Source organism: Wolbachia endosymbiont of Drosophila baimaii, assembly GCF_028982185.1.
GTDB classification, from domain to species: Bacteria; Pseudomonadota; Alphaproteobacteria; order Rickettsiales; family Anaplasmataceae; genus Wolbachia; species Wolbachia pipientis.
Genome location: NZ_JAPQLE010000124.1, coordinates 1 through 15,447 on the forward strand (window position 1 = coordinate 1; position 15,447 = coordinate 15,447).

General features: G+C 35.1%; 14 protein-coding genes and 1 tRNA gene. 1 reads left to right on the forward strand and 14 read right to left on the reverse strand.

Annotated elements, in window-relative coordinates; genetic code table 11:
* Window positions 1–155: 155 nt before the first annotated feature.
* The 6 genes from OZD66_RS04265 to OZD66_RS04290 form a co-directional block, all read right to left on the reverse strand.
* The gene (locus OZD66_RS04265) at window positions 156–575 is read right to left on the reverse strand and encodes a YqaA family protein (protein ID WP_077188498.1); all 420 of its coding nucleotides are present in this window, start codon (window positions 573–575) and stop codon (window positions 156–158) included.
* Window positions 576–581: 6 nt separating this feature from the next.
* Window positions 582–1,955 (reverse strand): cysteine--tRNA ligase, encoded by a 1,374-nt coding sequence (cysS, locus tag OZD66_RS04270; RefSeq protein ID WP_182366276.1) that lies wholly within the window; start codon window positions 1,953–1,955, stop codon window positions 582–584.
* Entirely contained in the window at window positions 1,948–2,604 is a 657-nt protein-coding gene (locus tag OZD66_RS04275) for an exopolysaccharide biosynthesis protein (RefSeq protein WP_182366277.1), read from the reverse strand. Before OZD66_RS04275 ends, cysS begins: the two co-directional genes overlap by 8 nt.
* 90 nt (window positions 2,605–2,694) lie before the next feature.
* Complete coding sequence (locus OZD66_RS04280; RefSeq protein ID WP_182366279.1) at window positions 2,695–3,336, reverse strand: exopolysaccharide biosynthesis protein; 642 nt, start codon at window positions 3,334–3,336, stop codon at window positions 2,695–2,697.
* Between the two features lie 167 nt (window positions 3,337–3,503).
* Entirely contained in the window at window positions 3,504–3,671 is a 168-nt protein-coding gene (tatA, locus tag OZD66_RS04285; RefSeq protein WP_006013840.1) for a twin-arginine translocase TatA, read from the reverse strand.
* Window positions 3,672–3,799: 128 nt separating this feature from the next.
* The gene (locus OZD66_RS04290; protein ID WP_182366281.1) at window positions 3,800–4,573 is read right to left on the reverse strand and encodes an ABC transporter ATP-binding protein; all 774 of its coding nucleotides are present in this window, start codon (window positions 4,571–4,573) and stop codon (window positions 3,800–3,802) included.
* A gap of 148 nt (window positions 4,574–4,721) precedes the next feature.
* On the opposite strand from OZD66_RS04290, the gene OZD66_RS04295 reads away from it, so the two are divergent.
* Window positions 4,722–4,798 (forward strand) — tRNA-Arg (locus tag OZD66_RS04295).
* A gap of 102 nt (window positions 4,799–4,900) precedes the next feature.
* On the opposite strand, the gene uvrC is transcribed toward OZD66_RS04295, so the two are convergent.
* From uvrC to OZD66_RS04335, 8 genes are all read right to left on the reverse strand, one after another.
* A complete protein-coding gene (gene uvrC, locus OZD66_RS04300) occupies window positions 4,901–6,718 on the reverse strand; it encodes an excinuclease ABC subunit UvrC (RefSeq protein WP_182366283.1) in 1,818 nt (605 codons plus the stop codon).
* Window positions 6,702–8,819 (reverse strand): glycine--tRNA ligase subunit beta, encoded by a 2,118-nt coding sequence (glyS, locus tag OZD66_RS04305; RefSeq protein ID WP_182366285.1) that lies wholly within the window; start codon window positions 8,817–8,819, stop codon window positions 6,702–6,704. Before glyS ends, uvrC begins: the two co-directional genes overlap by 17 nt.
* Window positions 8,820–8,822: 3 nt before the next feature.
* Window positions 8,823–9,662 carry a glycine--tRNA ligase subunit alpha gene (locus tag OZD66_RS04310; RefSeq protein WP_182366288.1) on the reverse strand — a complete coding sequence of 280 codons (840 nt, stop codon included), beginning with the start codon at window positions 9,660–9,662 and terminating at the stop codon, window positions 8,823–8,825.
* Between the two features lie 44 nt (window positions 9,663–9,706).
* Window positions 9,707–10,465 (reverse strand): phosphatidylglycerophosphatase, encoded by a 759-nt coding sequence (locus OZD66_RS04315; RefSeq protein ID WP_182366290.1) that lies wholly within the window; start codon window positions 10,463–10,465, stop codon window positions 9,707–9,709.
* A gap of 146 nt (window positions 10,466–10,611) precedes the next feature.
* Window positions 10,612–11,607, reverse strand: a complete 996-nt coding sequence (gene hemB, locus OZD66_RS04320; protein ID WP_182366293.1) for a porphobilinogen synthase — start codon at window positions 11,605–11,607, stop codon at window positions 10,612–10,614.
* Window positions 11,600–12,625, reverse strand: a complete 1,026-nt coding sequence (gene nuoH / locus OZD66_RS04325) for an NADH-quinone oxidoreductase subunit NuoH (protein ID WP_182366296.1) — start codon at window positions 12,623–12,625, stop codon at window positions 11,600–11,602. Before nuoH ends, hemB begins: the two co-directional genes overlap by 8 nt.
* Entirely contained in the window at window positions 12,609–14,657 is a 2,049-nt protein-coding gene (gene nuoG / locus OZD66_RS04330; RefSeq protein ID WP_182366299.1) for an NADH-quinone oxidoreductase subunit NuoG, read from the reverse strand. Before nuoG ends, nuoH begins: the two co-directional genes overlap by 17 nt.
* Before the next feature lie 5 nt (window positions 14,658–14,662).
* The gene (locus OZD66_RS04335; protein ID WP_006279675.1) at window positions 14,663–14,875 is read right to left on the reverse strand and encodes a hypothetical protein; all 213 of its coding nucleotides are present in this window, start codon (window positions 14,873–14,875) and stop codon (window positions 14,663–14,665) included.
* Window positions 14,876–15,447 lie beyond the last annotated feature (572 nt).

The following is a 15,447-nucleotide window of genomic DNA, read 5'->3' on the forward strand; positions in this document are numbered from 1 at the left end:
TAACTATATGCTGCTGGCATTCAACCTCCTTATCATCATCTATCCTTATCCTATCACATCCGGACTTTTATGGAAAGAGCTATAATTTATAGCTCCGCTTCTATCAGGGCATAGGATAACAGAAGTGGGCTTGAATAGCTGTAGTACTATAGCTGTTATACTCCAAAAGTAAGTATTAGATATAACAAATAGAAGAAATTAGATAGAATGATTAAAGGGGCAAGGATATAAAGGTTTAACTTGAAGTAACCTGATAAAATTTGAATCACACTTCCAAGTGCTGGCACCCATGAAAGTAATGCAACTGCACAAATCAGTAGATTTCTTACGATTTTTGGTGTTTTATGCTCGTTCTCTAGTTTGTGGTATGATTTTCGTATAGAGATTGTTATTCTACCTAAGTACCAGTTAACTATTCCACCAAGGCTTGATCCTAGTACTCCAAAAAATAACATAAGTAGTGGAGTGTGATACGACCTGAAATAAAGCATGGTATTGAACACAAAACCTTGATGTATGGGTAAGACTAATGATGATACTAGACTATCTGTGAATAACAGGAAGTAGTTTTCCATATGAATTTACCAGGTTGTTGTACCATCTTCATTGTCAGAAATTGTAATCCCCATTTGTTTCAACTGATTTCTTATTTTGTCTGCAGTATCGTAATTTTTATTTTTTTTTGCAATTTTTCTTAAGTCTATCAACCTTTCTATTTCTTGATGATTTACATCCACAGCAAACCACTTTTCATAACTTGACTCAAGAAGACCAATAAATCTGGCACTTTTAACAAAACTCTCAGTTAATTTAAGCTTTTCACTTTCATTACTCATTTTGTTAATTTTTGCAGCCATTTCATGTAATATAGCTAGAGCTTCAGGGATGTTTAAGTCGTTTTTTAAAGCGTCTATAAAATCTTTAGAAATCTCTGCGTTACTTTCATCAATATTTATTGTATCTAAACCACGTGATAGCCGATTAAATTTATTTAAGGTTTCCTGTGCGTCAGAAATAACGTTTTCTGTCCAATCAAGTGGTTTTCTGTAGTGAGTTTTGAGCAGTGCATAGCGTATTACTTCACCCTTTATTCCACTATCTAGCAAATCCCTTACTTTGACTATATTAAATAAGGACTTGCTCATTTTCTCTTCATTTACTGTAAGAAAACCGTTATGTATCCAGTATTTTGCAAACATTGATCCAGCAAATGCAGACTTACTCTGTGCAATTTCATTTTCATGGTGAGGAAATTGTAAATCTATGCCGCCACCATGAATATCAAAATCTTTGCCAAGATAAGCATATGACATTGCTGAGCATTCTATATGCCATCCAGGCCTGCCCTCTCCCCATGGGCTATTCCAATAACTTGAAAGTTTGTAGTCAATATCACTTGCAGGCTTCCACAGCACAAAATCTCCCGGGTGCTTTTTACTTTCATTAACTTCAACTCTGCTACCTGGAACCAATTCATCAGTTTTTTTTCCTGATAAAGCACCATATTCATGGTAAGATTCTACACTAAAATATACATGTTTATTGGATTCGTAAGCGTGGCCAGATTGCAGCAAATGTTTAATTAGTTCTATAATATAATTTATGTTTTTCGTTGCTTTTGGCTCGTGTGTTGGCTCTGCACAATTTATGCTTCTCATATCTTCATGAAAAGCCTTGGTGTAATATGTGCTGATACTTTCTATGTTGCTATTTTTTTCACTTGCTACATTAATTATCTTATCATCAATGTCGGTTATGTTACGCACATAAGTAACTTTGCCATAACAAAACTTAAGTAGCTGAAATAACACATCATAAACAATAACAGACCGTGCATTGCCTATATGTGCTGTGTCATATACTGTTGGTCCGCAAACATACATTTTCACATGATCTTTATCGATTGGTGTAAAAAGTTCCTTTTTTTTTGTTAAGGTATTGTAAAGCCTAACCATATACAAAGCTTTTGAGAAAAGAAAATGCCCCAATGATAAGTTGTGGCCCTTTGACTACTACAACAAGAGTAAGCAATAACCCACACAATGATATTAAAACTCCCAATATGGATAAAAATCCATCTTTACTCATGATACCAAGCGAAATAAGAGTCGTACCAATTGCAGGAATGAAGTTAGTAAGAGGTAGTGGAAGAGCTATTGATAACGCACAAAGCAGCATTATAAAAGCTAAAATTTTTTCACCGGGCCCATAGAAAATAAAAGACATTCTTGGTCTCATGAACTTTTCTATTTTTTTTAATGCTGGAGAAGTTTTTTCCACCACAAGAGCTAGTGTTGAACGTTGAAAAGATCTTCTTTCTAGCCAACTGGGCATCCAAGGAGAATCAAATCCAAATAAAAGCTGCAATGAGAATAAGATTAAAGGTATAGAAAGAATAGTTGTATAACCAGGTGGAACCGGTATAGGCACCGATAGCGGCAAGGAGAAGCTGATTATTAAAATACCAAAACCACGCTCATGCAAAGCTGTTTTAATGTCAAACAAAGTTACTTTATCGCTATCATTGTTATTGGCATCTGCAACCTCTTTTAGAATATCAGAAGCTAATTTATCACTTTTAGTCAACTTATCATTTTTTGACACGAAAAACCTTTGATAAAAATAATTCTTAACACAATTATTGTTTTATTTCAATATGCATTATTCATTTTGCGCTGGTAATTCGTTCTTTTGTTAAAGTGTTGTAAAGCTTTTAAGAAGAGAAAGTGCTCCGGTTATAAGTTGTGGTCCTTTGACTATTACAACAAGAGTAAGCAACAATGCACACAATGACACTAAAACTCCCAATATGGATAGAAACCCGTCTTTACTCATAATACCAAGTGAAATAAGAGTTGTGCCAATTGCAGGAAGGAAGTGAGTAAAAGGTAATGGAAGAGCTATTATTATTGCACAAAGCAACATCATAAAAGCCAGAATCTTCTCACCAGGCCCATAGAAAATGAAAGACAGTCTTGGCTTCATGAATTTTTCTATTTTTTCTAATACAGGGGAAGTTTTCTCTACCACAAGAGCTAGTGTTGAACGCTGAAAAGATTTTCTTTCTAGCCAACTGGGCATCCAAGGAGAATCAAATCCAAATAAAAGCTGCAATGAGAATAAGATTAAAGGTATAGAAAGAATAGTTGTATAACCAGGTGGAACCGGTATAGGCACCGATAGCGGTAAGGAGAAGATGATTATTAAAATACCAAAACCGCGCTCATGCAAAGCTGTTTTAATGTCAAACAAAGTTACTTTGTCGCTATGATTGTTATTGGTGTCTGCAACCTCTTTTAGAATATCAGAAGCTAATTTTTTATCTTTTTCTTGCACAATTATCCTTTAATCAAACTATTCCTTTTAAACTAACGTAATTATTGCTGTATTTCAATATTCGTTATTTATTTCATACCAACATTTCATCTCTTTCATTTTTTAACCTGACTAAGTTTTTAAACAGATGACATGCACTAAGGTGCATGTCACGAAGTATGAGGACGCTAACGATCTGGTTCGTTAGACGATAATTTTTCTGAGTCCTTAAGCTCCTGTTTAAGGTTTTTGATGCCTTTTCCTAAATCACCCATAACTTGCGGTAATCTGCCTGCACCAAACAGAACTAAAATTATTATTAAGACTAGAAACAATTGCCATGGTCCTAAACTCATTTTCACCTCCATTTAAAATATTGACCTTTAAATATTAAAACTTGACTGAAGTCAAGTAACACATAGATTATATCACCTTTATTTAATTATAAATCAAGGTTTTTTAATTATTTTATAACAATCCCAAACTAGATTATTTTCTTGCAGCGAATAAGTGGAAACTTTTCGCTTAACTGTAGAGTAGAAGAGAGCTCACTAAAAAACTTTGCTAGCGTATCGTCTTTAGGCTTATGGTATATATCGCTAGAAACTCCTGATTGAATAATTTTACCATTTTTCATTACGTAGATAAAATCTGCAACTTTCAATGCTTCTTGCGGGTCATGAGTTACCATTAGCACAGGGATATTTTTACTTCTGAAAAGGGACAATATATGTTGTCTTATTCGGCACTTGAGCAGTATATCTAAATTAGAAAATGGTTCATCTAACAACACAACATCAGGGTTTTGTGCCATCACTCTTGCTATTGCAACTAATTGTTGCTGTCCTCCAGATAAGGCGTTAGGGTACATATTTTCGTATTTTTCTATATTGAGTAACTTCAAGATTTCCAATGCAATTAGGTGCTTTTCTCTCTTGAAAGAGCTGCGGATAGCAAAGGTTATATTTTCTACTACTGTTTTATGAGGAAATAATGCAGAATGCTGAAAAATCAATCCGATATTTCTATGTTCTATAGCGACTGATGCCTTATTGCTTGCAACTAACCTATCATTTATAAAAATAGTTCCAGATTTTGGATTTTCTATCCCCGCAATTAATTTCAAAATTGTTGACTTGCCACAGCCAGAATGCCCCAATAAACATGCAACATTTCCTTTCTTTACTTTAATGTTTATATTGCTTAAAGCAAAGTCGTTTTGATTGTTATAGAAATAACCAATGTTGTTAACTAGCATTAATCTTACTTAAACCATGTTATTAAATATAATAGCATTATACTCAAGAAGTACAGAAATGTTTTTTGTCGTCATAAATTGGTTATGCAAGAAATCTAGAAAAGAGAAGGATTTTTTGCTATAACTTTACATAAATGGTAGGAAACACGGGACTATAGCTCAGCAGGATAGAGCGTTGGACTCCTAATCCGAAGGTCGTGCGTTCGAATCGCACTAGTCCCACCACATTGCTTCACAAATTTTATGGAGATTTTTTTTTCACAAATACGCACACCTTTTTTTGCGGTTTTAAGATATAAATTCCCTAATAATAAAACGGGTTTTGTGTCATTCCAGTACTCCTCTCTTATAATTCACGTATTTAAGAATGACTTCTGCTAAACCTTTACTAATTCCAGGTACGTTTTGAATTTCAGCCAGAGAAGCTTTGCTTATATTTTTCACTGAACCAAAATAAGACATCAACGCTTTTTTTCTTTTGTTGCCAATGCCGGGTATTTTGCTTAATTGTGAAACTATAAACTGTTTATCGCGTTTTTTTCTATGTGAAGTTATCGCAAAACGGTGGGCTTCATTACGCAGCGATTGTAAGTAAAGCATGACTTTGCTGTCATTTGCCAGACTGAATTCTTCCCTGCCCAGCATATAAAATCTTTCATTTCCTGCGTTACGATCAGGACCTTTTGCCATACAAGCAAAAGGAACGTTTATATTCAATACTTCCAGTACATTCTGTACTATGGAAACATGTCCTGGTCCACCATCAATCAGTAAAAAATCAGGTATTATGCCTTTTATATTGCCGGAGAAACGTCTGGTTAGCACTTCCCTCATCATTTTATAGTCATCGCCTGAAAATTTTTCCTTTATAGTAAATTTTCTGTACTCACTCTTTAAAAAACCCTCCTGCCCTGCAACAACCATTACACCAATTTGTTGATTTCCAAATATATGGCTATTGTCATAAACTTCAATACGCTTTGGAATATTTGGTAACAAGAAGATTTTGCTAAGCTCCTCAAGCTTTTCTAGGTTATTTCTATAATCGATAAGCTTCTGCTCTAAGCTATGCTGAGAGTTATCATAAACAAATTTCAATAAATCACGCTCTTTTTTATTCTTTGCATGCAGAACTTTTACTGGCTTTTGAGCAACCTTATATAGTGCTTGTTCTATAATTTCCTTATCCACAATAGAATCTGGAACGTAAATTTGTATTGGAGGTATGTTAGCTGAATTATAAAAATTGACCAAAAAAGTGGATAAAATTTCATCATTTGAGTGATCACCACAGTTCTCGGCAAAGTAAGGAGTGCTGCCGTAGTTGTCTTTATTTCTGAACGATAACACACTAATACATGCTAGATCCTCTTCACGTACAATACTGAAGAAATCTGCATCTTTTTCAAAAGAAAAATCCGTGTGCTGTATTTGAATTTGCTCAAGAAACTTTACCCGATCTCTATATATAGCAGCAAGCTCATAGTTTTCTTCACTGCTGCACTTTCTCATTGTGAAAAGTAACTGTTCTTTCACTTCCTTATTTCTTCCAAGCAATGTATTTCCTGCCTGTTTTACTGATTGGCAGTAGTCGTCTTTTGTGATTTTATTTATGCATGGTGCTGAGCAGCGCTTAATTTGATATTCAATACATGGTCTTTTTGTTGAGGAAAAGTATTGATCTGAACATACTCTTAGGAGAAAAGCTTTTTGCAATGACAATATAGTTTGCTTAACAGCAGCGGCAGATGTAAAGGGACCATAATAATGAAACTCATTCTTCTTAAATTTGCCTCTATATTTTGCTATTCTTGGATAATCGTGCTTGGAAATTGTTATATAAGGATAAGATTTTCCATCCTTAAGCACAATATTATAAGGTGGTTTCAACGATTTTATTAGCTGTGCTTCAAGAAGCAGTGCTTCGATTTCATTCTCAGTGATGAATATTTCAACCTTAATAACTTGTGAGAGCATAACTCTAATTCGTTCAGAAAGATTTTCGAATTGAAGGTAGTCGGATAACCTTAACTTTAAGTTTTTTGCTTTTCCAACATATAAAACTTTATTCTTATCTCCGACCATCTTATACACGCCACAGGACTGTGGAGATGATTTGATTTGTTCTTTATATTGCCTGAGCATTTATCCATTGTTTAACCTGTATGAGGTTAAAATCTGCTACTAAATGAAAGACGGAAACTACATTTTCAAGCAAAGATAATCTGTTTCTCCTCAGCTTATCAGAATCACAGTTAATCTTTACACTGTCCATAAACTGATTGATAAACGGAGCAAAACCAGCAAGTTCATCAAGTGCTACATTAAAGTGGTTATTTTTTATCGCTTGTTTTATGTTTTTACAAGCAGTTATAGCACAATTTGATAGCGCAATTTCTTCACTTTCAATCAAAAACCTCTTACCGTAAGATGCACTATAAGTAGTGCCATCACTTTTTCTTACTTTGCTCATCATGTTACTGACTCTTTTATAAGTGCTTAGAATCTGTTCACCTTCTGGCGTACTAAGATAACGATCCAATATAACAGTTTGCTTTTCTGCTGTCAGCAGATCATTAATACCGATTTTATATAGTATTGAATCTACAACATCTTGCCTTATATTTCTATTTTTTAAAATAACCTTGAATCTTTCTAAGCAGAATTTAAATACTAGTTCTGAAATTTGTTTTCTATTTGGCTTATCAGCTGACGTTGTATTTTTATTAAATAGAAGCCTTGAATATAAAGATACTGACTTATCTATCAATAGCCTAATTGGAATATGCAAATTATTTTCAAGTATTGTCCTAATGATACCAATTGTCATTCTCCGCAAACCAAACTTATCATACGAACCAGAGATTTTCTCACCTGCTGCAATTAAACCAACTAAGCTATCCACTTTGTCTGCAATTGACACAGCAATTGCTGAAGGAGATTTAGGACACTCCTGCTCTGGCCCGATTGGCTTATAATGCTCAGTTATAGCTTCCACTATTTCTCTATCTTCTTGAAAATAAGAAGCATAATATCCACCCATTACTCCTTGTAATTCTGGAAACTCTCTTACTATCGATGCTGCCAAATCAGCTTTTGCCAAATATGCAGCACGTTCAACTTTTATCAGCGAAGCATGTGGAATAAATATAGCTATATACTTTGACAGAGCCGTAATACGCTTCACCTTTTCCCCCACGCTGCCAAGTGAAGCATGAAATAATATTGAACCTAATCTTTTGACATAATAATCTAGATTTTCCTTTTTATCTTGAGATATTAAAAATTGGGCATCAGCAAGACGTGCTTCTAATATTCTTTCGTGTCCTTTAACAACTTCACCATTGTTGACGTTGACAACAGTGACAAAGTGTGAAATTCTCTTTCCATTACTTAAAGCAAGGTATTTTTGTTGTGTATTAACTATACTAAGTATTACTTCCTTCGGTAATCCAAATGACTTTTCTTGATTCACTTCACCAAACAGTACGATTGGCCACTCTATAAGCCCTGTCAATTCATTTAGTAAATAATCATTTTTCTCAAGTTGTAAATTCTGCTCTTTTGTGAATTTATTAATCTGATCTAGTATAAATTGCTTTCTTTTGTCCATTTGGAGAATTACACTGTTTTTTTCTAGCAATTCAAAATAGTCTTTAGGTGTTTTAACAGTAAGCGCCGTACCACTTGAAAGAAATCGATGGCCATATGTTGCGTTAGATGCTGTAATCCCTGCAAAAGACACAGATATTATTTCGTCATTTAAAATGCATAAAATGTTTTTAATTGGTCTAACCCACCTTTCTTTTCCTTCGCCCCATCTCATACTTTTTGGCCAAGAGAAATTTTTTAATATTTCTCCTAGTTGATTTTTGAGGAATTCTCTGATGTTAAATGAGCAGCTTTCTCTTTTAATGAAGTAAAAATCCTCATTATTTACTTTTCGAACGAGCAAATCTTCTTCATTTTTCTGATATTTTCTTAAAAAACCTTCGATAGCACTTTTTGGTGCGTTAATGTTTGGTCCCTTAACTTCGTTATTGGAATCCTTTAGCTCCAAAGCATTTATGTTGTCAACAAATAGGGTAATGCGACGTGCCGTTACAAAAACCTCCATTGATGTAAATTTTACATTATTTTTGTTAAAAACATTGGCAATACAGCTCTTAACTTGAGTTGCAGCTACATTCTGCATTCTCGGTGGTATTTCTTCTGAAAGGCACTCAAATAATAACTGCAATGACATACGCTATTTACTCATGTACAATTCACAACATCTTTTTGTCAGCTCTCTAACTCTACCAATATAAGCTGTACGTTCATTCACACCAAGCACACCTCTTGCATCAAGCAGATTAAGTAGGTGACTAGTTTTAATACATTGGTCATAAGCTGCCATTGGTAGCTCCTTTTCAATAAGGAACTTGCACAATTTTTCCGTATCTTCGAATTGCTGCTGTACCACTTTAGTATCATAATAATCTAATGCTAGATAAGAAAATTCATATTCTCTTTGTTTAAAAATATTTCCGTAAGTTACACCGTTATCGTTCCAAATTATATCATAAACATTATCTACACCTTGTATGCACATTGCTAAACGTTCCAACCCATATGCCACCTCACCAGGAATCATCTTGCAGTCAATCCCTCCAACTTGCTGTATATAAGTAAGCTGTGTTACTTCCATTCCATTGCATGTAACTTCCCAACCAAGTCCTGATGCACCAACACTTGGATTTTCCCAATCATCTTCAACAAACTTAATATCATATTTTTCTGTAGATATGCCAAGAACTTTTAAGCTATCTAAATAGACGTCTTGTAAATTATTACCAGATGGCTTTATTATAACTTGATATTGGTGATGTTGATACAAACGATTAGGATTATCACTATAGCGCCCATCTGCTGGCCTAATTACTGGTTGTAGATATGCAATTTTTGTCGGTTTTGTATCAATTGCAGACATAATTGTTGCAGGATGTAATGTGCCAGCACCAACTTCAGATGTGTATGAGTGAAGTATAACACATCCTTCACTAGCCCAAAAATCTTGTAACTCTTTTATTATACTTTGTAAGTTCACACAAATTGCACACTTTTTATACTAAATATATAAATAAATAAGTACTATTCAATACCTATTTTTTTAACAGTATCATGTAAATAATCACCTAAAACTGCTGAACTTTCCCTCACATACTGAATTATGCTTTTATTTAGGACAATTGCATCATGCATAGTTAAATCGCAGAATATAAATGCTGTTAAATACAGTAAAATCACCGCATAAAATGTGTGAAAAATCCCCTCAAATGTAATTGACATTGCATTATTATAGCTGAGCTGTATTGAACTTATTGGCCATGGTTTTATCACTTCTACGACATTAAAAAATACGTAAGGTATCATAAGAAAAAAGAAAAAGTGCATAAAATCATTAAACCAAAATGGGCATTGAAACATCTGCTTACATATATTCCCATAGAGTTTACTTACAGCATAATAAATTGACATTATTGCTGGCATTGAAAGTGCTACAGTCAGTACTTGCCCTGACGCTATTTGTATTACTATTTCTTCACCACTGTTTGCTGAAGGGTCTTGAGCATGAAAAATAAATATTCCAATTAATTGCATTACTAACATAACTATTGCCAATTTTGTAAAAACAGCAGCTACAACTATTCCTGAGTTTGGCATTTTATATAGTAAGTATTCGCCTCCATATGTAAGAATTAATATAACATCGACAATAAATAATATTAAAAAAGAAGACCAATAGTTCTGCCAACTTGGTAAATATCCTATTCCTAAAAGAGAGCTTACTGTTTTGGCAGGAAAAACCTTACCTAGCATCTTTCCCAAAAATTTAAAAAAAATCCCCATGTTCTAAGTAACACTTGGTTTATATTATTTATAATACTGTATTGTAACGGACTTATCAACAACTTAAAACATGTATTGAAAGATTTTAGGTAATATGCAGCAACAGTAGAAGAACGTGCGCCAAAAATTTAATAATTTTATAGGGCTTATGCACTTAAATTTTTTGCAATATCAAGTGCAGCGTAAGTGAATATTGCACTTGCACCCGCACGTTTGAAACCAATCAAAGACTCATAAATCACCTTGTCATAATCTAGCCAGCTATTATTTGCAGCAGCTTTTATCATTGCGTACTCACCGCTTACTTGGTAAGCAAAAATCGGAAAATTAAACTTATCACTTGCTGTTTTGATAATATCTAAATATAGCATACCTGGTTTAATCATAATAAAGTCTGCACCTTCATTTATATCCATTTCAATTTCGCACATTGCTTCGCGCGCATTTTTATAATCCATTTGATAACCACTTTTGTCTATAGAATGTGATAGCCCACATGAACCAACGACTTGCCTGAATGGAGCATAGAAGCTAGAGCAGTATTTCACTGCATAAGATAATATTAATACGTCTTGAAAGTTGTTATCATCTAATGATTTTCTGATTCTTCCTATTCTACCATCCATCATATCAGAAGGAGCAACTATATCACATCCTGCTTTCGCTAAAGCAAACGCTTGCTTACACAGCACTGATATAGTTTCATCGTTTTCTACATCCATCTGATTATCTTTTAAAATGCCGTCATGGCCGTGAATAGTGTATGGATCCAATGCAACGTCTGCAATAATACCAATTTCAGGTACCTTTAATTTTACAGCACAAATTGCTCTGCAGATTAAGTTGTCAGAATTATATGCTTCCTCAGCGTTTTCAGATTTTAGTTTACTATCAACTACAGGAAAAATTGCAACAGCATTAATCCCTAAATCTTTAGCTTCCTTAACTATAGACACTAATCCATCTATTGAATAACACTTTACGCCTGGTAAGCCAGAAATTGGTTCAGTTGTTTCTTCTCTGTCATGAACAAACAGAGGAAGAACCAGATCATTTACTGATAAACTATTTTCACTTGTTAAATTGCGAACCCATTTGCTCGAGCGCCTGCGTCTTAATCTTGTATTTGGGAAATTAAACATTGGATCCAGGCAAATTCCCAGTAAAGAGCAACACCCCTGAGATGAGTATCACCCAAAACACTGATATTGGTAAAAATACTTTCCAACCAAGGCGCATTAGCTGATCATATCGATAACGAGGTATTGTTGCTCTAATCCAAATAAATACGAATAAAAGTATAATTATCTTCAAAACGAACCAAATTAAACCTGGAATTTTATAAAGCAAACCAAGTTCTAACGGAGGATACCATCCCCCCAGAAAGAATATTGTCATCATAGCACTTGCTAAAATCATATTTGCATACTCTCCAAGAAAAAAGAGGGCAAAAGGCATGGATGAATATTCAACGTTATATCCAGAGACAAGCTCTGCTTCAGCTTCTGGTAAATCAAATGGGTGACGATTAGTTTCTGCAAGCAAAGAAATAAAAAATATTATTCCTATAGGCATTAGTAGTAAATCAACCCAAAATGGCATATTGTGTTTCGCTACCACCATCTCTCCAAGATTTAATGTTCCAGTGGTAATAACGACTGTAGCAACTATTAAGCCTATTGAAACTTCATACGAAATCATCTGAGCAGCCGACCGTATAGCGCCAAGAAATGCATAATTAGAATTGCTTGACCAGCCTGCAATAATCACGCCGTATACTCCCAGCGACGATATAGCTAGCACATAAAGCACTCCAACATTAATATTTGCTATAACCTTAGGAATAACTACTTGCTGGCCATTTTCTACAATTACTTCAGCACCAAACGGTATAACTGCCCAGGCAATTAATGCCAAGATAAAGGTAAGCATTGGAGCCATAATGAACAGTATGGTGCTCGCTCTAAATGGTATTATCGGCTCCTTAATCAGGAGCTTAATAGCATCTGCAAATGGCTGCAATAGCCCAAAAGGTCCAACTACACTTGGGCCGTGCCTCAGTTGAATTGCAGCAAGGACCTTACGCTCAAAGTATGTCAAATATGCAACTGAAAGTAGTAGCGGTACTAAAATAAATAAAATATTAATTAGCGTGTTCATAAAAAGCTTTAGTACAATCTGCCATTATTTTTGAAGCGCGACTTATTGAATCCGTCATATAAAAATTACACTCCTTTAAAGTAAAAGGTGTATTACTTAAATTTATTTTACCATTGCTAACTGGCACCCATGTGTTTTTTATCACTTGATCAGCATTTCTAAACTGTGGACCGATAGTATCTAATTTTTTTCTCACGTCAAATAAACTATCATATGGTAAGGAGAGATCCAAATATTGCGAGAGATTTTTAATAATTAACCAGTCCTCCTTTGCTTCACCTGGAGGAAATACAGCTAAATTTGTTCTTTGCACTCGACCTTCAGTGTTTACATAAGTTGCATATTTTTCTGTATATGCAGCACCAGGCAAGATAACATCTGCCACATGTGCACCCTTATCACCGTGATGACCTTGATAAATTACAAATGTGTTTTCTAACTTTGATGTGTCAATTTCATCTGCACCAAGAAGATAAACCACTTCTATTTCACCACTTTCTGCATGTTCCAATATTTGATTAATATCCCTTTCGCCTTTTTTAGGAACAAACCCAATATCTAGCCCACCAACTCTTGCTGCAGCTTTATGCAGCACATTAAAGCCATTCCAGTCATCTCTGATCATGTTAAATTTTTCTGCAATTTTGCCAGCCAGAACTAGAACTAATTCAGAATCATCTCTTACTAATGCATCTTGACCGATAATCAGCATAGGGTTTTGAGCAGCTACCAGCAGCTCACAGAATTTATGACTTCCATTTGCTATTTCACTCAAAATATCAGGATTATCGCCCAATTTCTCAACATGATACAAATATTCAATGTTAGGACCAACACTTGCAACAGGAAAGTTGCCCTGTAAATATCTCTTTCTCAATCTTACGTTAATGATCGGTGCTTCTATCCTTGGGTTTGTATTTATAAGCAGACACAAATCCGCATTCTCTATACCTTCAATAGTGGTATTGAACACATACGATCCACGATTATTTGGTATAAGTTTTGCACCATCTTGCCTACAGTCTATATTCCCCGAGCCGAGCTTCTGCATCACTTCTTTGAGTAGAAGCATAGACTCACAATCTTCCAAATCACCTGCAATTGCAGCTATTTTATTTGATTTTGTATTCTTTAATTTCTTTGCAGCAACAGTTAATGCTTCATTCCAATCAACTGGGGCTAATTTACCATCTTTTTTTATATAAGGTCGATCAAGACGCTGAACTTTTAGTCCATCATAGGCAAAGCGGGTTTTATCTGATATCCATTCTTCATTTACCTCTTCGCTCAGCCTTGGTAATATCCTCATAACCTCCGGGCCACGATAATCAACTCTAATTGCGCTACCCACAGCATCTAGCACATCTATAGTCTCACAATGTGATAGCTCCCATGGACGCGCTGTAAAGGAGTAAGGCTTTGAAGTTAAAGCTCCTACCGGGCAGAGATCTATGATATTTCCGGATAATTCAGAACTAATATGCCTTTTTGTGTAAGTGCTAATCTCTACATTTTCTCCCCTTCCGATTCCTCCAAGTTCATTTGTACCTGCAACATCAGACAAAAATCTAACACACCGAGTGCAATGAATGCATCGATTCATCGCAGTCTCAATCAGTGGTCCGAAGTGTTTTTTTGGCACAGCCCTCCTATGCTCATCAAGTCTGCTGGTTCCTTTCCCATAAGCCATCGTGATATCTTGCAAATCGCATTCACCACCTTGATCGCAAATTGGGCAATCAAGCGGGTGGTTAATTAGCAAAAACTCAAGCACACCTTCACGTGCTTTTTTAACCTTAGGGGTATCAGTGTGAATAACCATCCCTTCTGCAACTGGCATTGCACAAGAGGCTACTGGTTTTGGAGGTCCACCCTCCACTTCAACCAAACACATTCTGCAATTACCAGCAATTGCTAAACGCTCATGATAACAAAAACGTGGAATTTCAACGCCCACAACTTCACAAGCTTGAACTATAGTGAGCCCATGCTCTACTTCACATTCCTTAGAATTAATAGTAACTTTAACCATAATTATTATACAGCTTCCCACTTTATAGGATTGCCGCTTACCTCATCTTCAACCAGATTGCCGTTGTCATATTGAGCAGACATATAATTCATGCGCGAATCACGATCTATATATCTAACAGGTTTTACCGGTTTATCTTTATACATTTTTTGCTCAGCTTTCTTACGCTGAGTAGGGTTATTTTTACTAGCTGTCTTTGCTTTCCCACCTGCTGCCATATAAACTCCTAAAAACTTTTCATTCTATTTTAACACTTAAGTATATAGCGTCAATATTTAATAACTTTAAAATTTCAATAGATCTCTTATTATAATCATTTTACAATCATTGTTTAAATAAAAAGTTACCCCTTGATGCCATTCCAGCGCATGACGCACAGCTGTACGAACATTGCAATTTGCAGGCAATTTGCGTGGCAGATTCAAGTAGCTGACACTGGTTTCCATCCAAAACAGCAGTAGCCCTTTTGGTGTCATTTCAGCGCTTGACACTGAAATCCAGGATTTTGATTGGATACTGAGTTGGTAAGCATAAAAGTATAGCTAACGCGAGCTCTACGTCATACCGCGATTTATTCGCGGTATCTCAAAGCATAGATCCCGCTAACAAGCAGCGGGATGACGATTGTCGTTTAGCTATAAATATTTAAGAAATTTACCAAATAAAAAAAAAGGCAAAAGAAGCCCTGGGGTTATTATCTGCTTTAAAATATTGGCGTTTTTTATGTTTTAAACGCTTGACAAGCGAAATTCAGCTGCTTTTAATTGCAACTAACCTACGCTGCAAATGT